At 70.0% G+C, this 21,610-nt stretch carries 18 protein-coding genes and 3 tRNA genes; 11 read left to right on the top strand and 10 right to left on the bottom strand.

What is annotated here, in order from left to right; all coding sequences use genetic code 11:
- Positions 1-6: 6 nt before the first annotated feature.
- From KV381_RS17210 to KV381_RS17190, 5 genes are all read right to left on the bottom strand, one after another.
- Positions 7-837, bottom strand: a complete 831-nt coding sequence (locus tag KV381_RS17210; protein ID WP_030633445.1) for an ABC transporter permease — start codon at positions 835-837, stop codon at positions 7-9.
- Entirely contained in the window at positions 834-1,913 is a 1,080-nt protein-coding gene (locus KV381_RS17205) for an ABC transporter ATP-binding protein (RefSeq protein ID WP_218785582.1), read from the bottom strand. The genes KV381_RS17210 and KV381_RS17205 overlap by 4 nt, the downstream gene beginning before the upstream one ends.
- A gap of 129 nt (positions 1,914-2,042) precedes the next feature.
- A tRNA-Gly gene (locus KV381_RS17200) sits at positions 2,043-2,115 on the bottom strand.
- 79 nt (positions 2,116-2,194) lie between these two features.
- Positions 2,195-2,266, bottom strand: a tRNA-Gly gene (locus tag KV381_RS17195).
- A gap of 216 nt (positions 2,267-2,482) precedes the next feature.
- A complete protein-coding gene (locus tag KV381_RS17190; RefSeq protein ID WP_030633450.1) occupies positions 2,483-2,818 on the bottom strand; it encodes an Lsr2 family protein in 336 nt (111 codons plus the stop codon).
- Between the two features lie 420 nt (positions 2,819-3,238).
- On the opposite strand from KV381_RS17190, the gene purS reads away from it, so the two are divergent.
- From purS to purM, 9 genes are all read left to right on the top strand, one after another.
- On the top strand, positions 3,239-3,490 hold the full coding sequence (gene purS / locus KV381_RS17185) for a phosphoribosylformylglycinamidine synthase subunit PurS (RefSeq protein ID WP_030076812.1): 252 nt from the start codon (positions 3,239-3,241) through the stop codon (positions 3,488-3,490).
- A complete protein-coding gene (purQ, locus tag KV381_RS17180; protein ID WP_030076810.1) occupies positions 3,487-4,167 on the top strand; it encodes a phosphoribosylformylglycinamidine synthase subunit PurQ in 681 nt (226 codons plus the stop codon). Before purS ends, purQ begins: the two co-directional genes overlap by 4 nt.
- Positions 4,164-6,413, top strand: coding sequence for a phosphoribosylformylglycinamidine synthase subunit PurL (gene purL / locus KV381_RS17175; protein ID WP_086778325.1), 2,250 nt, complete (start codon positions 4,164-4,166; stop codon positions 6,411-6,413). The genes purQ and purL overlap by 4 nt, the downstream gene beginning before the upstream one ends.
- A gap of 121 nt (positions 6,414-6,534) precedes the next feature.
- On the top strand, positions 6,535-7,041 hold the full coding sequence (locus tag KV381_RS17170) for a helix-turn-helix transcriptional regulator (RefSeq protein ID WP_218785580.1): 507 nt from the start codon (positions 6,535-6,537) through the stop codon (positions 7,039-7,041).
- A 38-nt stretch (positions 7,042-7,079) separates the two neighbouring features.
- The gene (locus KV381_RS17165) at positions 7,080-7,958 is read left to right on the top strand and encodes a M23 family metallopeptidase (RefSeq protein ID WP_218785578.1); all 879 of its coding nucleotides are present in this window, start codon (positions 7,080-7,082) and stop codon (positions 7,956-7,958) included.
- A gap of 10 nt (positions 7,959-7,968) precedes the next feature.
- Positions 7,969-8,766: a maleylpyruvate isomerase family mycothiol-dependent enzyme gene (locus KV381_RS17160; protein WP_193464663.1), complete on the top strand. Its 798-nt coding sequence runs from the start codon at positions 7,969-7,971 to the stop codon at positions 8,764-8,766.
- 85 nt (positions 8,767-8,851) lie between these two features.
- Complete coding sequence (locus KV381_RS17155) at positions 8,852-9,706, top strand: META domain-containing protein (protein WP_030076800.1); 855 nt, start codon at positions 8,852-8,854, stop codon at positions 9,704-9,706.
- Between the two features lie 331 nt (positions 9,707-10,037).
- Positions 10,038-11,564 carry an amidophosphoribosyltransferase gene (gene purF / locus KV381_RS17150; RefSeq protein ID WP_030076797.1) on the top strand — a complete coding sequence of 509 codons (1,527 nt, stop codon included), beginning with the start codon at positions 10,038-10,040 and terminating at the stop codon, positions 11,562-11,564.
- A 60-nt stretch (positions 11,565-11,624) separates the two neighbouring features.
- Positions 11,625-12,698: a phosphoribosylformylglycinamidine cyclo-ligase gene (gene purM, locus KV381_RS17145; protein ID WP_030076795.1), complete on the top strand. Its 1,074-nt coding sequence runs from the start codon at positions 11,625-11,627 to the stop codon at positions 12,696-12,698.
- A 151-nt stretch (positions 12,699-12,849) separates the two neighbouring features.
- Here the strand turns inward: purM and KV381_RS17140 are convergent, their stop codons facing one another.
- Together KV381_RS17140 and KV381_RS17135 are read right to left on the bottom strand one after the other, a co-directional pair.
- On the bottom strand, positions 12,850-13,104 hold the full coding sequence (locus KV381_RS17140; protein WP_030076794.1) for a DUF3073 domain-containing protein: 255 nt from the start codon (positions 13,102-13,104) through the stop codon (positions 12,850-12,852).
- 282 nt (positions 13,105-13,386) lie between these two features.
- A complete protein-coding gene (locus KV381_RS17135) occupies positions 13,387-14,478 on the bottom strand; it encodes a Glu/Leu/Phe/Val dehydrogenase dimerization domain-containing protein (protein WP_030076793.1) in 1,092 nt (363 codons plus the stop codon).
- 175 nt (positions 14,479-14,653) lie between these two features.
- Here KV381_RS17135 and KV381_RS17130 point away from each other — a divergent pair, with 175 nt between their 5' ends.
- Complete coding sequence (locus KV381_RS17130; RefSeq protein WP_030076791.1) at positions 14,654-15,499, top strand: hypothetical protein; 846 nt, start codon at positions 14,654-14,656, stop codon at positions 15,497-15,499.
- 636 nt (positions 15,500-16,135) lie between these two features.
- A complete protein-coding gene (gene bldC / locus KV381_RS17125) occupies positions 16,136-16,342 on the top strand; it encodes a developmental transcriptional regulator BldC (protein WP_003949541.1) in 207 nt (68 codons plus the stop codon).
- Positions 16,343-16,926: 584 nt separating this feature from the next.
- On the opposite strand, the gene KV381_RS17120 is transcribed toward bldC, so the two are convergent.
- The 3 genes from KV381_RS17120 to hrpA form a co-directional block, all read right to left on the bottom strand.
- Positions 16,927-17,190 (bottom strand): DUF6274 family protein, encoded by a 264-nt coding sequence (locus KV381_RS17120; RefSeq protein WP_218785576.1) that lies wholly within the window; start codon positions 17,188-17,190, stop codon positions 16,927-16,929.
- A 239-nt stretch (positions 17,191-17,429) separates the two neighbouring features.
- A tRNA-Asp gene (locus tag KV381_RS17115) sits at positions 17,430-17,504 on the bottom strand.
- A 127-nt stretch (positions 17,505-17,631) separates the two neighbouring features.
- On the bottom strand, positions 17,632-21,564 hold the full coding sequence (hrpA, locus tag KV381_RS17110; protein ID WP_218785574.1) for an ATP-dependent RNA helicase HrpA: 3,933 nt from the start codon (positions 21,562-21,564) through the stop codon (positions 17,632-17,634).
- Positions 21,565-21,610 lie beyond the last annotated feature (46 nt).

The following is a 21,610-nucleotide window of genomic DNA, read 5'->3' as shown; positions in this document are numbered from 1 at the left end:
TTCACGTCAGCCGCGCGGGTCCCAGCGGAACCACCGTCGCACAGCAAACACCGCGAAGGCGGTCCAGGCCAGCGCCGCCACGGCGGCCGTCAGCAGGTCGCCGGTCTCCACGCCGCCGAGCCAGCCGTGCCGTACGAGGGTCATCACCCCGGTCAGCGGCAGCAGCTCGAAGACGGCGGCCAGCTTCTCCGGGAAGACGCCCAGCGGGACGATGATCCCGGAGGCGAAGAGCGAGATGAAGAACAGCGGCAGCGTGGTGATCTGCGAGGTCTGGACCGTCCGGGTCACCGCGGAGGTCGCCGCGGCGAGCGCGGACATCATCACGAAGCCCGCGAGCAGGCCCAGCAGGAACAGCTCCGGCCGCTTCGGCGCGCTCAGGTCGAAGGCGATGGCGCCCGCCACGACGAGCAGCACGCTCTGGATGACCGCCAGCGCCACGGAGGGCAGCGCCGTGGAGATCAGGATCTCCCGGTCGGTGACCTCGCCGGTGCGCAGCCGCTTGAGGACGAGTTCCTCACGCCGGGTGACGTAGCCGGTGACGAGGTTCATGTAGACGACCTGGACCAGCACGATGCCGATGCCGCCGGTGAGGGCCGCGCCCGCGACGGAGAGTCCGGTGCCGGCGAGGTCGATCTGTTCCAGCGAGGCCCGGATCGAGAAGATCATCACGATCGGCAGCACCAGGGCCACGAAGATCGCGGACCGGTTGCGGATCAGCAGGATCAGTTCGGCGCGGGCGAGGGCGTTCAGCCGCCGGAGGGAGGCGGACCAGCCGGAGGGGGAGGGGCCCGGGCCGGGGGCCGTGCGGCCGTCCGCGAGGGCGGTGGGCGTGGTCATGCCGTCACCTTCTTCGTCTCGTTCGGGGTGCTGCTGTCCGGGTACGGGGCGGCGGACCCGTGCCGGGGCCCCGCCCTGCGCGGGTCGTCGGCCCGCGAGCGGAGCTGGGTGTTCGCGATCTGCAGGAACGCCTCCTCCAGGGAGGCGGAGCGGGCGTCGAGCCCGAGCAGTTCCACGCCCGACTGCTGTGCCCAGCCGAGCAGTTCGTGCAGGGACTCCTGGAGCGTGGAGGTACGGATCTCCACCCGCTGCCCCTCCGCGCCGGCCCGCAGCGAGAGGGGAAGGTGCCCGGCCGGTACGCCGTCGGGCAGGGTGAAGCGGATCCGGGCCGGGTGTGCGGCGGTGACCTCGGCGGTCGTCCCGGCCGTCACGATCTGTCCCTGGTGCATGATCGCCAGCCGGTCCGCGAGCGACTCGGCCTCCTCCAGATAGTGCGTGGTCAGCAGGACGGTCGTGCCGGACTCACGGAGCGCCCGGATCAGATCCCAGGTGTCGCGCCGCCCCTCGGCGTCCAGCCCGGTGGTCGGCTCGTCCAGGAAGAGCACCTCGGGCCGCGAGGTGAGCGCCAGCGCCAGGTCCAGGCGCCGCTTCTCGCCGCCGGACAGCTGCTTGACCCGCACGTTCGCCCGTGCGGTCATGCCGACCATCTCCAGGGCCTCGGCGGCGGGGCGGGCGCCGGTGGTGCAGGCCGACCACATGCGTACGGTCTCCATGACCGTGAGGTCGGAGGGGAAGCCGCCCTCCTGGAGCATCACTCCGGTACGGGGGCGGACGGCGGCGCGTTCGCGGTACGGGTCGTGGCCGAGGACCTTGATGGTCCCGGAGGTCGGGAGGGCCAGTCCTTCGAGGAGTTCCACGGTGGAGGTCTTGCCCGCGCCGTTCGTCCCGAGCAGGGCGAACAGTTCGCCGCGGGCGACGGAGAAGGAGACGCCGGAGACGGCCTCGAAGCCGTCCTTGTAGCTGCGGCGAACCCCGTCCACCGCGATCACCGTCTCCGCGGTCACGGTTCCCGCGGGGGGCGTGACCGGAAACGGGCCACCGTCGCGTCGGTCGTTGAGAAAGTCGTCGCTGGTCATGCTTCAAGGTTTCCGCCGGAACCGGCCCGGGAGCAGTGCGCGCTGTCACCAGTGGTCATGACAAACGTCATGGGGCGACCGAAGAACGCCAAAGGCCCCGATCGAAAACGATCGGGGCCTTTGCCTCTGAGCGGACGACCAGGTTCGAACTGGCGACCTCAACCTTGGCAAGGTTGCGCTCTACCAACTGAGCTACGTCCGCAGTGCAGCCACTCGGCTTTCACCGGTGGAGCGAGCACCACTCTACCTGATCCACTTGCGTGGTCCGAAGAGTCGTGCAGAGCGGGTGACAGGAATTGCACACTGCGCCTTCCCCCTGGAAGGGGGATGTTCTACTACTGAACTACACCCGCACGCTGCGTGGGATTCGGCTTTGCGGCCTCGCCCCTCGGCGTGCTCCAGACTCTAGCCGACCTGCGGGGGTGTCGCGCAAGTCGGCTCCCCGCGGAGCTCGCGGAGCGGCTCCGCGAGCCCGGCCGGCAGGTCGTCCGGCGAGGCGCCCGGGGCCGCCTGACGGAGCGTCCGGACGCTCCGAGCGCCGGCCGGACCGCCGTGCGATCCGCCCCGCCTCAGCCGGCCGCGGCGAACGCCTCGTAGACCTTCTTCGGGATGCGGCCCCGGGCCGGCACCTCCATCCGGTGCGAGCGGGCCCAGGCGCGGACGGCCGCCGGGTCCGGGGCGAGGGAGGTGTGGTGGTAGGCCGTGGGCGTCCTGCCGTGCTTGCCGGCGTTCGTCTGCTTACGGCCGGCGGCCACGTAGGGCGCCAGGGTCTTCCGCAGTTTCTTCGCGTTGGCGGGATTGAGATCGATCTCGTACGTCTTCCCGTCCAGAGCGAAGGTCACCGTTTCCGCCGCTGCTCCCCCGTCGATGTCGTCGGAGAGCGTCACCACTACGCGCTGAGCCACGGATATCGGTCCTTTCCTACGGCACCGGCGCGTGTCGCGTGCGCGGATGCCTGCCTTCCGGCTGTCAGGCGGGCGGATGTGGATCGACGAGATGTCGACTGTTCCGTTGTCCCCGGGGCAATGCTGCTTTCCCCGGTAATCATTTGTACAGCGGTGGACACCGCATTGTGAAGCCCCGCCAATTACATCCGCGTGTCCGTGTGCAATCCGTGTGCAATCCGGGTGGGTTTTTCCCAGACCTTTTCCGTGCGGTGTCGTGTCCGATATCTCGGCGTGATCTGCGCCGCATGATCGCCATGTCCGTGCCGCCCGATATCTACCCGCGTAGAAATTTTGGCCAGGTACGCTGAGTGGACCCGCGGGGGTCTGGGGAACCCCCCGGAGAGACAGCCGCACCACACCACCACACCGGGAGTGCCAGTGGCACGCGTCGTAGTCGACGTCATGCTCAAGCCCGAGATCCTCGACCCGCAGGGACAGGCGGTGCAGCGTGCACTGCCCCGTCTCGGCTTCGAGGGAATCGCGGACGTTCGTCAGGGAAAGCGTTTCGAGCTGGAGGTCGAGGGACCGGTCGACGAGGCCGCCCTCGCCCGTATTAACGAGATGGCCGAGACGTTCCTCGCCAACACCGTCATCGAGGACTTCGTCGTGAAGGTGGAGGAGGAGAAGTGACCACCCGTATCGGCGTCGTCACTTTTCCCGGCACCCTCGACGATCAGGACGCCCTGCGCGCCGTCCGGATCGCGGGCGCCGAGCCCGTATCCCTGTGGCACCGCGACAAGGACCTGCACCAGGTCGACGCGGTCGTCCTGGCAGGTGGTTTCTCCTACGGCGACTACCTCCGCGCCGGAGCCATCTCCCGCTTCTCGCCGGTCATGGAAACCCTCATCGAGCAGGCGAAGGCCGGTATGCCGGTCCTCGGCATCTGCAACGGCTTCCAGATCCTGACCGAGGCGCACCTGCTGCCCGGCGCGATGCTGCGCAACAACCACCTCCACTTCATCTGCCGCGACCAGAAGCTGCGGGTGGAGAACGCGGGGACCGCCTGGACCTCGGACTACAGCGCCGGCCAGGAGATCAGCGTCCCGCTCAAGAACATGGACGGCCGCTACACCGCCGACGAGCACACGCTCGACGAGCTGGAGGCCGAGGGCCGCGTCGCCTTCCGCTACCTGGACGGCAACCCCAACGGCTCGCTCCGCGACATCGCGGGCATCACCAACGCCGCGGGCAACATCGTCGGCCTGATGCCGCACCCGGAGCACGCCGTGGAGCCGCTCATCGGCACCGGCCGCACCGACGGCCTCGGTTTCTTCACCTCGATCATCAAGAAGCTGGTCAACGCATGAGCCTGGATACGGTCAAGCACGCGGCCGAGACCCCGGACGCCGCGCAGCCCTGGAAGGAGCTCGGCCTCAAGGAGGACGAGTACGCCCGGATCCGCGAGATCCTGGGCCGCCGTCCCACCGGCGCCGAGCTCGCCATGTACTCGGTGATGTGGTCCGAGCACTGCTCGTACAAGAGCAGCAAGGTCCACCTCAAGCAGTTCGGCGAGAAGGTCCCGCAGAACGACGCGATGCTCGTCGGCATCGGCGAGAACGCGGGCGTCGTCGACGTCGGCCAGGGGTACGCGGTCACCTTCAAGGTCGAGTCGCACAACCACCCCTCGTACATCGAGCCCTACCAGGGCGCGGCCACCGGCATCGGCGGCATCGTCCGCGACATCCTCGCGATGGGCGCCCGCCCGATCGCGGTCGTCGACCCGCTGCGCTTCGGCGCGGCCGACCACCCCGACACCAAGCGCGTCCTGCCGGGCGTCGTCGCGGGCATCGGCGGCTACGGCAACTGCCTGGGGCTGCCCAACATCGGCGGCGAGGTCGTCTTCGACGCCTGCTACCAGGGCAACCCGCTGGTCAACGCCGGCTGCATCGGTGTGATGAAGCACGAGGACATCCACCTCGCGCAGGCGTCCGGCCCCGGCAACAAGGTCATCCTGTACGGCGCCCGCACCGGCGGCGACGGCATCGGCGGCGTCTCCGTGCTGGCGAGCGAGACCTTCGAGTCCACCGGCCCCGCCAAGCGCCCGGCGGTCCAGGTCGGCGACCCGTTCCAGGAGAAGCTCCTCATCGAGTGCACCCTGGAGATCTTCAAGGAGAAGCTCGTCGCGGGCATCCAGGACCTCGGCGGCGCCGGGCTCTCCTGCGCCACCAGCGAGCTGGCCTCCGCCGGTTCCGGCGGTATGCGCGTCGAGCTGGACACCGTGCCGCTGCGCGACTCCTCCCTCTCGCCCGAGGAGATCCTCATGAGCGAGTCGCAGGAGCGCATGTGCGCGATCGTCGAGCCGCAGCACGTGGACCGCTTCCTGGAGATCTGCGAGAAGTGGGACGTCATCGCCACCGTCATCGGTGAGGTGACCGAGGGTTCCCAGCTGGAGATCTTCTGGCACGGCGAGCAGATCGTGGACGTCCCGCCGCGCTCGGTCGCCCACGACGGTCCGGTCTACCAGCGCCCGTTCGCCCGGCCGTCCTGGCAGGACGCGCTCCAGGCGGACGACGCGGGCAGGCTCGCCCGCCCGGCGAACGCGGCCGAGCTGCGCGAGCAGGTCCTCAAGCTGGTCGCATCGCCGAACCAGGCCTCGAAGTCCTGGATCACCGACCAGTACGACCGCTTCGTGCAGGGCAACACCGTCCTCGCGATGCCCGAGGACGCGGGCATGGTCCGCATCGACGCCGAGTCGAACCTGGGCGTGGCGATGGCGACCGACGGCAACGGCCGGTACGCCAAGCTCGACCCGTACACCGGCGCGCAGCTCGCGCTGGCGGAGTCGTACCGCAACGTCGCCGCCTCCGGCGCCAAGCCGCTGGCCATCTCGGACTGCCTCAACTTCGGTTCGCCCGAGGACCCGGACGTCATGTGGCAGTTCGCCGAGGCCACCCGCGGTCTCGCGGACGGCTGCCTGGAGCTGGGCACCCCGGTCACCGGCGGCAACGTCTCGCTCTACAACCAGACCGGAGAGACGGCGATCCACCCGACGCCGGTCGTGGCCGTGCTCGGCGTGATCGACGACGTCAACCGGCGTACGCCGGTCGCCTTCGCGGAAGAGGGCCAGCTCCTCTATCTGCTGGGCGACACGGCCGAGGAGTTCGGCGGCTCGGCCTGGTCCGAGGTCGTCCACGGCCACCTCGGCGGCCTGCCGCCCAAGGTGGACCTCGGCCGCGAGAAGCTGCTCGCCGAGATCCTCATCTCGGCCTCGCGCGACGGCATGATCGACGCCGCGCACGACCTGAGCGACGGCGGTCTGGTCCAGGCCGTCACCGAGTCCTGCCTGCGCGGCGGGAAGGGCGCCCGGCTGGTCGTGCCGGACGGCCTGGACGCGTTCACGTTCCTCTTCTCCGAGTCGGCGGGACGCGCGGTCGTCGCGGTCCCGCGCAGCGAGGAACTCCGCTTCACCGACATGTGCGGCGCGCGCGGTCTGCCCGTCGCCCGGATCGGTGTGGTGGACGGCGAGGAGATCGAGATCCAGGGCGAGTTCTCCATCCCGCTGAGCGAGCTCCGTACGGCACACGAGGCGACGATCCCCGCGCTGCTCGCCTGAGCCGCGCGCCGACCGGCGCCTCCGAAGCCCCCGCCCGGGTCCTCCGGGCGGGGGCTTCGGCTTTCCCCGGACCCGCGCGACCCTCTTGATGGAAATTACGTAATTACGTAAGGTTGGTGTGATGGAGCTGGAACAGCGGGTCGCCGAGCTGGAGCGGCGGCTCACGGCGCTGGAGCGGCAGGACCCCGGGTCCCCCCGCCTGGGCGACGGCGACTTCTGGGCGCTGGAAGGGCTGAAACAGCAGCTCGCCGACGCCGGGGAGGCCGGGGCCGACGGAGGGGTGCTCTACACGGGCTCGGTCCGGCTGCCCACCGGTGAGCAGTACGGATGGCAGTACGGCGCCTTCACCGAGGCCCTGTTCGACGGTGACTGGGCGGACACGGCCGAGTCGTTCGCCGCGCTGGGCCACCCGGTCCGGCTGCGCCTGCTCCGCGAGATCCTCGGCGGCCTGAGGACGGCCGCCGAACTGGCCGCGCTCGACGGGGCCGGGACCACCGGCCAGATCTACCACCATCTGCGCCAGCTGACCGGCGCGGGATGGCTGCACGCGGCCGGGCGCGGCCGGTACGAGGTGCCGCCCGCCCGGGTCGTGCCGCTGCTGGTGGTGCTGACGGCGGCGCGGCCCTGAAGCCGACGAGAGCCGTCGGAACACCAGGGGGAATGATCATGTCTGTCCGCACAGCCGTCCCGGTCGCCATGCGACTGTCCTGGCTGGTCCTGTTCGCGCTGATGATCGGCGAGTTCGTCACGGATCTGCCCGGACCGGGCTGGGCGACCACCTTCCTGCCCGCGATGGTCGTGCTCGCCCTCATGGTGGCCACGACGACCCTTCAGGCCCGGGCCGCCGCACCCAGGGGCGAGCCGCGGCCCCCGGTGGAGGTCGGCCCGCCGGTCACCGGACGCTGGACGGCCCTGAACAGCCCGGCCGACAAGGTGCCGAGCCATGGAACGCACGTGTACGGACAGACGTACGCGATCGACATCGTGGCCGACCCGGAGGCGGGGGAGGGCGAGCCCCCGGCCCGGCCGGCGTTCCGTTGGCTCTGGCCGTTCTTCCGCCGCAACCGCGCCTTCCCGGCGTTCGGCGCCCCGCTCCTCGCGGTGGCCGACGCCACGGTCGTCCGCGCGAGCGACGGCCGGCGCGACCACCTGAGCCGCACCTCGCTGCCCGCGCTCCTCTACCTGATGCTCATCGAGGGCAATGTCCGGTCGATCATCGGCGTGCACCGGATCATCGGCAACCACGTCATCCTCGACCTCGGCGACAGCACGTACGCCGTCTACGCCCACCTTCAGCGCGGCTCGCTCCGGGTGAGGCCCGGGGACCGGGTCCGCGCCGGACAGCGGCTCGGGCGCGTGGGGAACTCCGGCAACACCACCGAACCGCACCTCCACTTCCACCTGATGGACGGCCCGGACCCGGACTCGGCCCGGGGCGTCCCGTTCACCTGGCGGGGCGTCGGAGTCCCGGCGAACGGCGAGACGTTCACGGTCGGGGAGCAGGCCGCCCCGGCCCCGACCGGGAAGGTCGGTGGGGCCGGTTAGTCTCGGCTCCATGCCCCCGGCCAAGAAGCGCCCGCGCGCCTACGACCACCTCAGGACCCGGACGGCGGTCCTCGCCCAGTACGCCCATGTCCGCGACGCCGTCCGCTCGTTGACGCCCGACCAGCTCGCCCGGCCGACCCGGCTCGGCGACTGGACGGTGCACGATCTGGTCGCGCACATCGCCCAGGGGCTCGGCTCGGTCAGCCGGGACCTGGCCCTGCCGGAGCCGCCGGGACCCAAGCCCGCGACCACCCTCCTGGAGTGGCCGCCGGCCGTCGCGGCGTTCGTCAGGGACCCCGAGGCCCCGGCCCCGGCGGCCGCCCGCCCCGACCTCCTCGCGCTGTACGAGCAGGTGGAGGCGGCCTTCCTCGCGGACGTCCCCGCCACCGGCACGGGCGACCGGCTGCTGCCCACCCTGGTCGGCTCCATGCGGCTGACCGACTATCTGGTCACCCGGACCGTCGAGCTGATCGTCCACACCGACGACCTGAACGAGGCGCTCGACGCGGAGATCCCGTACGACCGGCAGGCCCTGGCCGCCTGCACCCGGCTGCTGGCGGACACCCTCGCGGACCGGGCGCCCGGCGGATCGGTCGAGGTGCGCGTCCCGCCGTTCGCGGTGGTCCAGTGCATCGGCGGGCCCAAGCACACCCGGGGTACCCCGCCCAACGTCGTGGAGACCTCCCCGCTCACCTGGATCCGGCTCGCCACCGGGCGTACGGAGTGGGCGCGGGCCCTGGAGGAAGCCGAGGTCAGCGCCAGCGGGGAGCGGGCCGACCTGGCCGCGCTGCTCCCGCTGCTGACCTGAGAGGCCCGGGCGGCCCGGCCCACGGCGGAACGGGCGGAACCGGAGGCGGCGGAACCGGATCGGGGCCCCGTTCCGTCACATCGCCATGCGCACACAACGTACGACCCTCAGCGTCAGTGTCCTGGCCCTCCTCGCCCTCGCCGCCTGCGGTACGGAGTCGGGTCCCGGCTCCGCCAAGGGCTCCGGCGACGGCGGGGACGCCGTGCAGAGCGATGTCCCGGTCACCGGGGTGGCGTGGCGCGTCGACTCCGTGACCGTCGGCGGGAAGAAGACCGAGGCCCCGGAGGGCTCCCGACTGGAGATCGACCCGAAGGGCCGGGCCAAGGCCCACTTCGGCTGCAACCACATCAGCGTGGACGCCCGGGTGAAGGGCGACCGGATCACCCTGGGCAAGCCCGTCACCACGCAGATGGCGTGCGGGGAGGACGTCGAGAAGTTCGAGAAGGCCGCCATCGACGCGATGGGCGGCGAGCACACCGCGAAGCTCTCCGGCGACAAGCTGACCCTCACCACCGAAGGAGGCGACACGATGGCCCTCAGCGAGGAGAAGCCCGCCGACCTGGTCGGCACCCGGTGGACGGTGACCACGCTGCTCAGCGGGCAGACGGCCACCACGGTGCCGGCGGATCTGCCGAAGGAGCGGACGCCGTATCTGACCTTCTCCGAGGACGGCGCCGTGCAGGGCCACTCCGGCTGCAACTCCTTCCGCGGGAAGGCGACGGTCAAGGACGGCACGATCACGTTCGGGCCGGTGGCCGGCACCCGCAGGATGTGCCCGGAGCAGGAGATGGCGGTGGAGCGCGCCGTGCTCGCGGCCCTGAAGGGCTCGACGACGTACACGATCAAGGGCAGCACGCTTACGGTCACCGCGGAGGGCGGCAAGGGGATCGGCGCCACGGCCGCGTCCCCCGGGGCCGGAAACAGCTCCCAGCACGGCTGAACCCGGCTCCCCGGTGTGAGGCTCACCACGAAACGGGCGTTCGGCCGGTGGCCGGGCCGGGCCGGGGGCGCGTTCACCGAGCGCCACGGCCGCCCGTCCGCCGCCGATGATCCTTACTGGCTGGTAACAGGCCTCTCGGCCCGAAAGTGAGCCCCGCGTTCCCCCGGCGAAGGTCGCGCCACCGGTGCGGCCGTCACCCAGCGTAATTGATCGAAGTCCCGCGAATCGCCCGCTCCGGGCGGCCGGCGGGCCCGTTCCCCGTGCTCCACCGTGCGTTTGCCCATCGGTCCCCAATTCGGACCAGTGGTCGATCTCGCCTACACTCGGTGCCGTGCCCCGTGGTGATGGACGACTCAACCACGACCTGCTCCCCGGAGAGAAAGGCCCCCAGGACGCTTGCGGCGTCTTCGGTGTCTGGGCTCCGGGTGAAGAGGTCGCCAAGCTCACCTATTTCGGACTGTATGCCCTGCAGCACCGCGGACAGGAATCCGCGGGCATCGCAGTGAGCAACGGGTCCCAGATCCTGGTCTTCAAGGACATGGGACTGGTCTCGCAGGTCTTCGACGAAACGTCTCTGGGTTCCCTCCAGGGCCATATCGCGGTCGGTCATGCCCGCTACTCCACCACCGGCGCCTCGGTGTGGGAGAACGCGCAGCCGACGTTCCGTGCCACCGCGCACGGCTCGATCGCCCTCGGCCACAACGGGAACCTGGTCAACACCGCCCAGCTCGCGGAGATGGTCGCCGACCTCCCGCGCAAGGACGGCCGCGCCACCCAGGTCGCCGCGACCAACGACACCGACCTGGTGACCGCGCTGCTCGCCGGGCAGCGCGACGAGGACGACAAGCCGCTGACCATCGAGGAAGCCGCCGCCAAGGTGCTCCCCGACGTCAAGGGCGCGTTCTCGCTGGTCTTCATGGACGAGCACACGCTCTACGCCGCCCGTGACCCGCAGGGCATCCGCCCGCTGGTCCTCGGCCGTCTGGAGCGCGGCTGGGTCGTCGCGTCGGAGTCCGCCGCGCTCGACATCTGCGGCGCCAGCTACGTACGCGAGATCGAGCCGGGCGAGCTCGTCGCCATCGACGAGAACGGTCTGCGCACCTCGCGATTCGCAGAAGCGAAGCCCAAGGGCTGTGTCTTCGAGTACGTCTACCTGGCCCGTCCTGACACCGACATCGCCGGCCGGAACGTCTACCTCTCCCGGGTGGAGATGGGCCGGAAGCTGGCCGCCGAGGCCCCCGTCGAGGCGGATCTCGTCATAGCGACCCCGGAATCCGGCACCCCCGCCGCGATCGGGTACGCGGAGGCCAGCGGCATCCCGTTCGGCGCCGGACTGGTGAAGAACGCCTACGTCGGCCGGACCTTCATCCAGCCCTCGCAGACCATCCGCCAGCTCGGCATCCGGCTCAAGCTGAATCCGCTGAAGGAAGTCATCAAGGGCAAGCGCCTGGTGGTCGTCGACGACTCGATCGTCCGCGGCAACACCCAGCGCGCCCTGGTCCGGATGCTCCGCGAGGCCGGAGCGGCCGAGATCCACATCCGGATCTCCTCGCCGCCGGTGAAGTGGCCCTGCTTCTTCGGGATCGACTTCGCGACCCGCGCCGAGCTGATCGCCAACGGCATGACCGTCGACGAGATCTGCACCTCCATGGGCGCCGACTCGCTCTCGTACATCTCGATCGACTCCATGATCGAGGCGACGACGATCGACAAGCCGAACCTCTGCCGCGCCTGCTTCGACGGTGAGTACCCCATGGACCTCCCGGACCCGGAGCTGCTCGGCAAGCAGCTGCTGGAGACCGAGCTGGCGGCGGGCCCGGCGGCGACCGCCGCGGCCGACGCGCTGCGCCGTCCGTGACCCGGACGCGCCGCCGCATCCCCCACCAGCCCCGTATCTCCACACGAAAGATCCCAGGCCATGTCTGAGACAACAGGTGCTTCCTACGCGGCGGCCGGCGTCGACATCGAAGCCGGTGACCGTGCCGTCGAGCTGATGAAGGAGTGGGTGAAGAAGACCCAGCGCCCCGAGGTCGCCGGTCTCGGCGGGCTCGGCGGGTTCGCCGGTCTCTTCGACGCCTCGGCGTTTCTGCGCTACGAGCGTCCGCTCCTCGCCTCCGCCACCGACGGTGTGGGCACCAAGGTGGACCTGGCGCGTCAGATGGGCGTGTACGACACCATCGGCCACGACCTCGTCGGCATGGTCGTGGACGACCTCGTCGTCTGCGGCGCCGAGCCGCTGTTCATGACCGACTACATCTGCGTCGGCAAGGTGCACCCCGAGCGTGTCGCGGCCATCGTGAAGGGCATCGCCGAAGGCTGTGTCCTGGCCGGCTGCGCCCTGGTCGGCGGCGAGACCGCCGAGCACCCGGGTCTCCTCGGCCCGGACGACTTCGACGTCGCCGGAGCCGGTACGGGCGTGGTCGAGGCCGACCGACTGCTCGGCCCGGACCGTATCCGCAAGGGTGACGCGGTCATCGCCATGGCGTCCTCCGGTCTTCACTCCAACGGGTACTCGCTCGTCCGCCACGTGGTCTTCGACCGGGCCGGCTGGACGCTGGACCGCGAGGTCGAGGAGTTCGGCCGCACGCTGGGCGAGGAGCTCCTGGAGCCCACCCGGATCTACTCCCTGGACTGCCTGGCCCTCACCCGGACGACCGAGGTGCACGGCTTCAGCCACGTCACCGGCGGCGGCCTGGCGAACAACCTGGCCCGGGTCGTCCCGGACGGTCTGCACGCCACCGTGGACCGTTCCACCTGGACGCCGGGCGCGGTCTTCGACCTGGTCGGCAAGGCCGGTCAGGTCGAGCAGCTGGAGCTGGAGAAGACGCTGAACATGGGCGTCGGCATGATCGCGATCGTCCCGGCCGACTCGGTGGACGCGGCACTGACGACGCTGGCCGACCGCGGGGTCGACTCCTGGGTCGCCGGTGAGATCACCGACCGCGGCGACCACGCCACGGGCGCCGAACTGACCGGAAGCTACGCACGCTGAGCCGTACGCCGTGGTGCGCCGGGCGGACCGCCCGGCGCACCGGGCACGGAACGGTCGGAACGGAAGCCGGGCCGCACCGGGCACGGCCGGATCGGGACACACAGAACCCGGCCCGGGGCAGGCCCGGACCGGGTTGATGTGTCAGGCGAGGTCAGCTGCCGCGGCGCTGCGACGAGGGACCGGACTGATCGTCCTGATCCTCGTCATCGTCCTGGTTGTAGCGATCCGCGTACTGTGCGTACGGGTCATCTTCCTCGTCGTCCTCGAACGGCTCTGCGTTCGGTGGCTGACTCGAAGGCGATGCGCCCAGCTCATTGGCCAGACGCGACAGGTCCGTCCCGCCGCTGCTGTACTTCAGCTGGCGGGCGACCTTGGTCTGCTTGGCCTTTGCCCGGCCGCGCCCCATGGCTCGACCCCCTCGGTGACGGGGCTCGACGGCCCCAGAGTCTTGACACGCGTTCATGTTTCGGGACGGACTCTCGACAGAGAGACCGCGCCCGTAGAGCTTTAACGGTACCTGCTTCCGTGGCCATACGGTACGCCGCCCGCATTCCGGTCCCCGGCACAGGGCCAGTGAGGAGCCCCGTCCTCGCTGGTCAACTGCGATTTTAACCTCTTGTGGAGGTACGACCCGCCGACGGGCGTGAGTCTTGTCTCGTCGGCCGGCGGGTCGTCGGGCGCCGCCCGGTCAGCGGGAGCGCGCCTCCGCCATCCGCTGTTCGGCGAGCCGGTCGGCCGCTGCGGCCGGCGGAATCCCGTCCGCCTTCGCACGTGCGAATATTTCCAGCGTGGTGTCGAAGATCTTCGTCGCCTTCGCCTTGCACCGGTCGAAGTCGAACCCGTGCAGCTCGTCGGCCACCTGGATCACGCCACCGGCGTTGACCACGTAGTCGGGTGCGTAGAGAACCGACCGGTCGGCCAGGTCCTTCTCCACGCCCGGGTGCGCGAGCTGGTTGTTGGCCGCGCCGCACACCACCTTCGCGGTGAGCACGGGGACGGTGTCGTCGTTCAGCGCGCCGCCGAGCGCGCACGGCGCGTAGATGTCCAGGCCCTCGGTGCGGATCAGCGCGTCGGTGTCCGCCGCCACGGTGACCTCGGGGTGCAGGTCGGTGATCGCGCGCAGCGACTCCTCGCGGACGTCGGTGATCACGACCTCGGCCCCGTCGGAGAGCAGATGCCCGACGAGGTGGCGGCCGACCTTGCCGACGCCGGCCACGCCGACCTTGCGGCCGCGCAGCGTCGGGTCGCCCCACAGGTGCTGGGCCGAGGCCCGCATGCCCTGGAAGACACCGAACGCGGTGAGCACCGAGGAGTCGCCCGCGCCGCCGTTCTCGGGGGAGCGGCCGGTGGTCCAGCGGCACTCGCGGGCGACGACGTCCATGTCGGCGACGTAGGTGCCGACGTCGCAGGCGGTGACGTAGCGGCCGCCGAGCGAGGCGACGAACCGGCCGTAGGCGAGGAGGAGTTCCTCGCTCTTGATCGTCTCCGGGTCGCCGATGATGACGGCCTTGCCGCCACCGTGGTCGAGGCCCGCGAGGGCGTTCTTGTACGACATCCCGCGCGACAGGTTCAGCGCGTCGGCGACGGCGTCGGCCTCGGAGGCGTACGGGTAGAAGCGGGTACCGCCGAGGGCCGGGCCCAGGGCGGTGGAGTGGAGGGCGATGACGGCCTTGAGGCCGCTGGCACGGTCCTGGCAGATCACGACTTGCTCGTGGCCCCCCTGATCCGAGTGGAACAGGGTCTGCAGTACGTCAACGTGCCCGCTAGTCACATCGGTCACTGTGGTGACTCCCAAAGAACGAAGCGGCGGAGGCCCTCCTAGGGGTGGGGAGGGCCCCGGACCGACCGGCTCGGCCGGTCCGATGGGCAAGAGCGTAAGTCCTCCGGCGGCGCGGATCTGCCCCTGCGCGAAGGATCACCCTCCGGTGGTGCGGAGCCATGACACGATGCGCTCCATGTCGGTGGTGTCTTCGGTGCTCGTCCCTTACACGTCCTACCTCCGGATCTACGAGCCGCTCGCCGCATTCGCCGAGCCGGAGCGGAGCCACTGGGCGCGTTACGCGCAGCGCGACGAGCTCCCCACGGCCCAGGACGAACTGCGCCGCTCGCTGGCCGACTTGGCGTCGACGCCGCCGGTCGGGGTGCCCGTGCACGAGAGCGGCGACGCGTTCGTGGCGGAGCTGGACGGGGTGGTGTGCGTCTGCCCGTGGCGGACCAGGCTGCGGGGCTGGCTGGCACTGGAGGAGCTGGGGGGCATGTTTCCGGCCAACGTGCTCGACGCCCTGCTGCCCGCGGTGGTGCGCGGCCAGGCGACGGCGGACCACGAGCGCTGGCAGCGGCTCCACCCGGACGCCCGGCCCTGGATCCGGACCACGGTGTGGCAGGTCCCGGTGCGCTGGTTCGTCCTCTTCCACGACGAGGAGCGGGAGTACGCGGCGGCCGACGAGGACGGGGCCGCGCCGGTCCTGCGCTACCGCACCCGGATGGTCGAGGCCCGGCGCCGACTGGCGCGGGCGCTGCGGACCCTGCGCGAGAGCGTTCCCGAAGGTCCGCTGACCGAGGGCCTGGTGGACGTGGGGCGCTGGCTGGAGGAGTTCCATCCGCGCTCGCTGGTCGAGCTGGACTACGGGGGCCTCGTCCACGCGCTGCCGGCGGAACGGCTCGCCGGGGATCGGTCGGCGGCGGATGTGGCGGAGGGGCTCACCGCGCTGCGGGACGGCGACAGCGAGGGTGCGGGAGAGGCGTACGCGCGGCTCGCGGAGCGCTGGCGGGCGGTCAGGGACCTCCAGTTCACCAATTGACGTGAAAAGGCCCACAGTGGCATCAAGGTGATGGAACCGGGGCATCCTTCATTCGGAGCCGGAAGGAGGAGGAAGCCGGGCCGCCTCGGCGGAGGGCGGCGAAGAGGGTCCGACGATCAACTGACGGGCCGTGAACCTGCGTCCTGTGTGGCGCGTGTGATGGGTGAGGCGGAAGCGTACGTCGCTGGGCCCAGGACCTACGTCCCGAACCGGGCCTTTGCCTCAAGCGTGATGGACAGCACTAACGGGGCCCTTGCGCCTATCCCTACCCCTCATGCCAAAATAGGACAAGGAGTCCGGGGGGGGCTCCTTCTGTCCAAGTAAGGGCAGAATGCTCGACATTGCACTCTATGGGGGGTCTGACGACTCCTGATCGCTCTGTGACTGATCGTCACCGGGGCGTGACTGTCCGCTATGGCATGGTCCATCGGCTTCCGTCGCTGATGAACACCTGGGAGGGCAATTCCATCGGTTTGGCCGACGTGGCTGGACGGATGGTGTAGTTGTAGTGCCGAGGACAAGCCGTTCGTCCTATAACCGACTCGGCCCGCGTCCGCCATTTCGGGCAACGCGGGTCAAGGTGCAGAATTTAGAGGAAAGAACCGAGAAGGTTCGGTTCTCCCGAGGAGGCCGCTCATGACCGCTCGCACCCCTGATGCCGAGCCGCTGCTGACCCCGGCTGAGGTTGCCACGATGTTCCGCGTGGACCCGAAGACGGTCACCCGTTGGGCCAAGGCTGGCAAGCTCACGTCCATCCGCACGCTCGGTGGACATCGCCGGTACCGCGAGGCTGAGGTCCGCGCACTGCTTGCGGGTATTCCGCAGCAGCGCAGCGAGGCCTGACACACCCCTGCCACGCAGCAGCACAGCAGTACAGCACCACCGCAGTACAGCAGCACAGCATCACCAACCGGGCAGCTGCCAGGTCCCCCAACCTCAGCCGTCCACCCATAGCTCCACTCGACGGACGCCTGCCCCAACGGGCGTCATACCTGTGTCTTACGGGTGTCGTCGTATCGATCGCGCTGGACTCCGCCGGGTCCAGCGCGATCTTTTTTGTGCCCGGGTTCCGCACCCCGGGTTTCGCGCCGCCGGGCCGGCCTCTTCGGGCCCTCGCGGGCCGTTCCCGGCCCCTCCGGCCGCCCGTTCCAGAACCGGGCGGTCGGTCGGCTTCAGGGGGCCGACGGGGGCCTTCGTGGGTCTGTGAGCGGGTCTGTGCGGGAGTGTGGGTGAGCGTCCCGGACGCGGTGGGACAGCCCCGGACGGAACGGTCCTCGCGCGTCCACCGCCCCCGTGCAATTGCACATATTAAATTCACTAGTTGTAGGGGAGGCGTAAAATCCCCCGGTCTGAAAACTCTTTCGGTGACTACCGTCACACTGCCCGATGCTTGCCAACTCCGAGCCTGCCACTGTCGGAACGCGGAGTCACCCGGCCGATGGTCGTGTCGTCGGGGGTCTTTCGTCCTCGTTCCCGTCCGGCCGCCCGGCGGCGTCCTGGGAGGCGCCGGAGCGGTCCGGGGCGGGCTCGCCCTCTTCTCCGGCCCCCGGGGCCGCCCCGGGCTCCATGGCGAGGCGCAGGAGGCGGTGGCAGACCGCACAGTGCCGGGTGAGGTGGCGATAGGCGGAAGCGGCCGCCAGATGGGCGCGCAGCAACGCGCGGGTCTCGTGTCGTGCTGTGGACGCGGACATACGAGCCACCTCCCGGTGGGCCCGGCCCGGACGTCCCCCGCCGTGAGAAGCACCGAGCAGTGCCGAGAAAGCACCGAGCAGTGCCGAGAGCGCCGAGAAGCGCCGAAGAACGCCGGGGGGCGCCGGGAAACAGGGACAGCCTCTGCTTCTACGGGGTACCCGCGGCGGATGGAGCCGTCAAGACGCGGGGCAGGACGCGAGAAAGCCCGGATCGAAACGATCCGGGCTTTCTTCCACTGCGGTCCTGACGGGATTTGAACCCGCGGCCTCCACCTTGACAGGGTGGCGAGCACTCCAAACTGCTCCACAGGACCAGGTTTTCGCCGCTTGCCTTGCGGCTTGCTGCGAAACCAGACTGTACAGGAGGTGGGAGGTCCAGGTCGACTTCACTCCTGGTGGTGACTCCGTCACCGCCTCGCGGGCCCTGCCGGAGCCTCCGCGTCAGGGTGCCAGCGCGTCGATCGCCTTCACGATCCGCTTGTCCGAGACGGGGAACGCGGTGCCCAGCGCATGGGCGAAGTAGCTCACCCGCAGCTCCTCGATCATCCAGCGGACGTCCAGCACCTCCTGCGGCACCGGCCTGCCCTGCGGGAGCTGTTCGAGCAGCCAGGCGTACTCGTCCTGCATCTCGTGGACCTTCGCCATCCGCGTGGTGTCCCGCTGGACGGCCGTCGGCATCTGCTGGAGCCGCCGGTCGGCCGCCACGAGGTAGCGCATCAGGTCCGGCAGCCGGCGCAGTCCGGTGGCCGTAACGAAACCGGGCGGTACGAGACGGGCCAGCTGCTCGCGCACGTCCGTGACGTTGGCCACCAGCGTCAGGCTGTTCGTCGCCTTCAGCCGGCGCTCGCTCGCCTGCCAGGCGGCCAGGATCTGCTGCACCTGGTCGATCGTGCGGACGGTCAGGTCCACCAGATCGGCGCGGACCTTGTCGTACAGCGTCCGGAACGCCTTCTCGTCCCACGCGGGTCCACCGTGCGCGGCGATCAGCCGGTCGGCCGCGGCGGTGGCGCAGTCCTCGAAGAGGGCCTGCACCGAACCGTGCGGATTACGGGAGAGGGCCAGCTTCTGCTGATTGCTCAGCCGGTCGGACGCGAACTTCGCCGGGTTCACCGGGATGTTCAGCATGATCAGCCGTCGGGTGCCGCGCCACATCGCCTGCTGCTGCTCGGCCTCGGTGTCGAAGAGACGTACGGCCACGGTCTCGCCCTGGTCGACGAGGGCCGGATACGCCTTGACCGGCTGGCCGGCCCGACGGGTCTCGAAGACCTTGTTGAGCGTGCCGATCGTCCAGTCCGTGAGGCCCGAGCGCTCGATGGACTCTCCGGACGGTCCCGCGGTCGCCGCGGCCGCCTTGGAAAGCGCCTGCCGGGCCTTCGGCCGCAGCCGGAGCTTCAGCGCCTCCAGGTCCTTGTCCTCGGCGACCTTGCGCCGCCGCTCGTCGACGATCCGGAACGTGATCTTGAGGTGCTCCGGGACCCGGGAGAGGTCGAAGTCGTCCGCGGTGACCGGCACGCCGACCATCCGCTGGAGCTCGCGCGCCAGCGTCTGCGGCAGCGGCTCCTGGAGCGGGACCGCCCGGTCCAGGAACTTGTCGGCGTAGTTCGGCGCGGGGACGTAGTGCCGGCGGATCGGCTTCGGCAACGAGCGGATCAGCTCGGTGACGACCTCCTCGCGCAGCCCCGGGATCTGCCAGTCGAAGCCCTCGGACGTCACCTGGTTGAGCACCTGGAGCGGTACGTGGACGGTCACGCCGTCCGCGTCCGCGCCGGGCTCGAACTGGTACGTCACCCTGAACTTGAGCTTCCCCTGCCGCCAGGAGTCCGGGTAGTCGTCCTTGGTGACGGCCCCGGCCTTCTCGTTGATCAGCATGGAGCGCTCGAAGTCGAGCGCGTCCGGCTCCTCGCGCTTCTTGTTCTTCCACCACGAGTCGAAGTGCGCCCCGGACACGATGTGTTCGGGGATCCGCTGGTCGTAGAAGTCGAAGAGCGTCTCGTCGTCCACGAGGATGTCGCGGCGGCGGGCGCGGTGCTCCAACTCCTCGACCTCGCCGAGGAGTTTGCGGTTGTCGTGGAAGAACTGGTGGTGGGTGCGCCAGTCGCCCTCGACCAGGGCGTTGCGGATGAACAGATCCCGCGAGGCCTCCTGGTCGATCCGGCCGAAATTGACCTTGCGCTGGGCGACGATCGGCACACCGTAGAGGGTGACCCGCTCGTACGCCATCACCGCCGCCTGGTCCTTCTCCCAGTGCGGCTCGCTGTAGGTGCGCTTCACCAGGTGCTGGGCCAGCGGTTCGATCCACTCGGGCTCGACCTTGGCGTTGACCCGCGCCCAGAGCCGGGAGGTCTCCACCAGCTCCGCCGACATCACGAACCGGGGCTGCTTCTTGAACAGCGCCGACCCCGGGAAGATCGCGAACTTGGCGTTGCGCGCGCCCACGTACTCGTTCTTCTCGGTGTCCTTCAGCCCGATGTGCGACAGCAGACCGGCCAGCAGCGAGGTGTGCACCGCCTGCTCGGGAATCGACGCCTCGGCCTTGGGCTCCTCGACGGTGATGCCCATCTGCTTCGCGACCGTACGCAGCTGCGCGTAGATGTCCTGCCATTCGCGAATGCGCAGGAAGTTCAGATACTCCTGCTTGCACATCCGGCGGAACGAGGACGAGCCGCGCTCCTTCTGCTGCTCGCGCACATAGGCCCAGAGGTTCAGATACGCCAGGAAGTCGGACGTCTCGTCCTTGAACCGGGCGTGGTTCTGGTCGGCCTGGGTCTGCTTCTCCGCGGGCCGCTCGCGCGGGTCCTGGATGGAGAGCGCGGCGGCGATGACCATGACCTCGCGGGCGCAGCCGTTCTTGTCGGCCTCGATGACCATGCGGGCCAGGCGCGGGTCGACGGGCAGCTGGGAGAGCTTGCGGCCGAGCGGGGTGAGCCGCTTCTTCGGATCCTTCTCGCCCGGGTCGAGCGCCCCCAGCTCCTGGAGGAGCTGGATGCCGTCGCGGATGTTGCGGTGGTCCGGCGGGTCGATGAAGGGGAACTTCTCGATGTCCCCGAGCCCGGCGGCGGTCATCTGGAGGATGACGGAGGCCAGGTTGGTCCGCAGGATCTCCGGGTCGGTGAACTCCGGCCGGGTGGTGAAGTCGTCCTCGGAGTAGAGCCGGATGCAGATCCCGTCCGACGTACGGCCGCAGCGGCCCTTGCGCTGGTTGGCGCTGGCCTGGGAGATCCGCTCGATCGGCAGCCGCTGGACCTTGGTGCGGTGGCTGTAGCGGGAGATCCGGGCGTTGCCCGGGTCGATCACGTACTTGATGCCGGGGACCGTCAGTGAGGTTTCGGCCACGTTGGTCGCGAGGACGATACGGCGTCCGGTGTGGCGCTGGAAGACGCGGTGCTGTTCGGCGTGCGAGAGGCGCGCGTAGAGCGGGAGCACCTCCGTATGTCTGAGGTTCCGCTTGTTCAGCGCGTCCGCCGTGTCCCGGATCTCGCGCTCGCCGGAGAGGAAGACCAGGACGTCGCCGGGGGCCTCGTGGCCCAGTTCGTCGACGGCGTCGCAGATCGCGGTGATCTGGTCGCGGTCGGAGTCCTCGCTGTCCTCCTCCAGGAGGGGCCGGTAACGGACCTCCACCGGGTACGTCCGCCCGCTGACCTCCACGATCGGGGCCTCGCCGAAGTGGCGGGCGAACCGCTCGGGGTCGATGGTCGCCGAAGTGATGACGACCTTCAGGTCCGGGCGCTTCGGGAGCAGCCGGGCCAGATAGCCGAGCAGGAAGTCGATGTTGAGCGACCGCTCATGGGCCTCGTCGATGATGATCGTGTCGTATGCCAGCAGCTCGCGGTCCGTCTGGATCTCGGCGAGCAGGATGCCGTCCGTCATCAGCTTCAGATACGTCGACTCCGGGTTCACCTGGTCGGTGAAGCGGACCTTCCAGCCGACCGTCTCGCCCAGCGGCGTCTTCAGCTCGTCCGCGACGCGCTCCGCGACCGTACGGGCGGCGATCCGGCGGGGCTGGGTGTGCCCGATCATGCCCCGGACGCCGCGCCCCAGCTCCATACAGATCTTGGGGATCTGCGTGGTCTTCCCGGACCCGGTCTCACCGGCGACGATCACGACCTGGTGGTCGCGTATCGCCTCCAGGATCTCGTCCTTCTTCTGGCTGACCGGCAGCTCTTCCGGGTACGACAGGGCCGGCAGCCGGGCCGCGCGCGCCGCGAGCCGGTCGGCCGCCTTTCCCGCCTCGGCCGCGATCTCGTCCAGCACGGACTGGCGGGCCTCGGGCTTGCGGATGCGGCGCGCTCCTTCGAGGCGCCGGCCGAGCCGGTTCGCGTCACGGAGCGAGAGCTGTCCGAGCTGGGACTGGAGATCGGCGAAGGAAGTAGACATACGGATCCCAGGATCTCACCCGGGCCCGGCCGGTGGCGACCTCATT

This window comes from Streptomyces sp. WY228 (assembly GCF_019287315.1).
In the GTDB taxonomy this organism is placed as follows: Bacteria; Actinomycetota; Actinomycetes; order Streptomycetales; family Streptomycetaceae; genus Streptomyces; species Streptomyces caviscabies.
The sequence above is the reverse complement of the archived record's forward strand: the minus strand, read 5'-3'. Positions and strand labels throughout refer to the sequence as shown.

What these genes read in the sequence shown, in the direction of transcription:
- KV381_RS17210 (WP_030633445.1), bottom strand. Translation starts at nt 837, where the DNA reads ATGACCACGCCCACCGCCCTCGCGGACGGCCGCACGGCCCCCGGCCCG.
- KV381_RS17205 (WP_218785582.1), bottom strand. Translation starts at nt 1,913, where the DNA reads ATGACCAGCGACGACTTTCTCAACGACCGACGCGACGGTGGCCCGTTT.
- purL (WP_086778325.1), top strand. Translation starts at nt 4,164, where the DNA reads ATGAGCCTGGATACGGTCAAGCACGCGGCCGAGACCCCGGACGCCGCG.
- KV381_RS17170 (WP_218785580.1), top strand. Translation starts at nt 6,535, where the DNA reads ATGGAGCTGGAACAGCGGGTCGCCGAGCTGGAGCGGCGGCTCACGGCG.
- KV381_RS17165 (WP_218785578.1), top strand. Translation starts at nt 7,080, where the DNA reads ATGTCTGTCCGCACAGCCGTCCCGGTCGCCATGCGACTGTCCTGGCTG.
- KV381_RS17160 (WP_193464663.1), top strand. Translation starts at nt 7,969, where the DNA reads ATGCCCCCGGCCAAGAAGCGCCCGCGCGCCTACGACCACCTCAGGACC.
- KV381_RS17155 (WP_030076800.1), top strand. Translation starts at nt 8,852, where the DNA reads ATGCGCACACAACGTACGACCCTCAGCGTCAGTGTCCTGGCCCTCCTC.
- purM (WP_030076795.1), top strand. Translation starts at nt 11,625, where the DNA reads ATGTCTGAGACAACAGGTGCTTCCTACGCGGCGGCCGGCGTCGACATC.
- KV381_RS17140 (WP_030076794.1), bottom strand. Translation starts at nt 13,104, where the DNA reads ATGGGGCGCGGCCGGGCAAAGGCCAAGCAGACCAAGGTCGCCCGCCAG.
- KV381_RS17130 (WP_030076791.1), top strand. Translation starts at nt 14,654, where the DNA reads ATGTCGGTGGTGTCTTCGGTGCTCGTCCCTTACACGTCCTACCTCCGG.
- bldC (WP_003949541.1), top strand. Translation starts at nt 16,136, where the DNA reads ATGACCGCTCGCACCCCTGATGCCGAGCCGCTGCTGACCCCGGCTGAG.
- KV381_RS17120 (WP_218785576.1), bottom strand. Translation starts at nt 17,190, where the DNA reads ATGTCCGCGTCCACAGCACGACACGAGACCCGCGCGTTGCTGCGCGCC.
- hrpA (WP_218785574.1), bottom strand. Translation starts at nt 21,564, where the DNA reads ATGTCTACTTCCTTCGCCGATCTCCAGTCCCAGCTCGGACAGCTCTCG.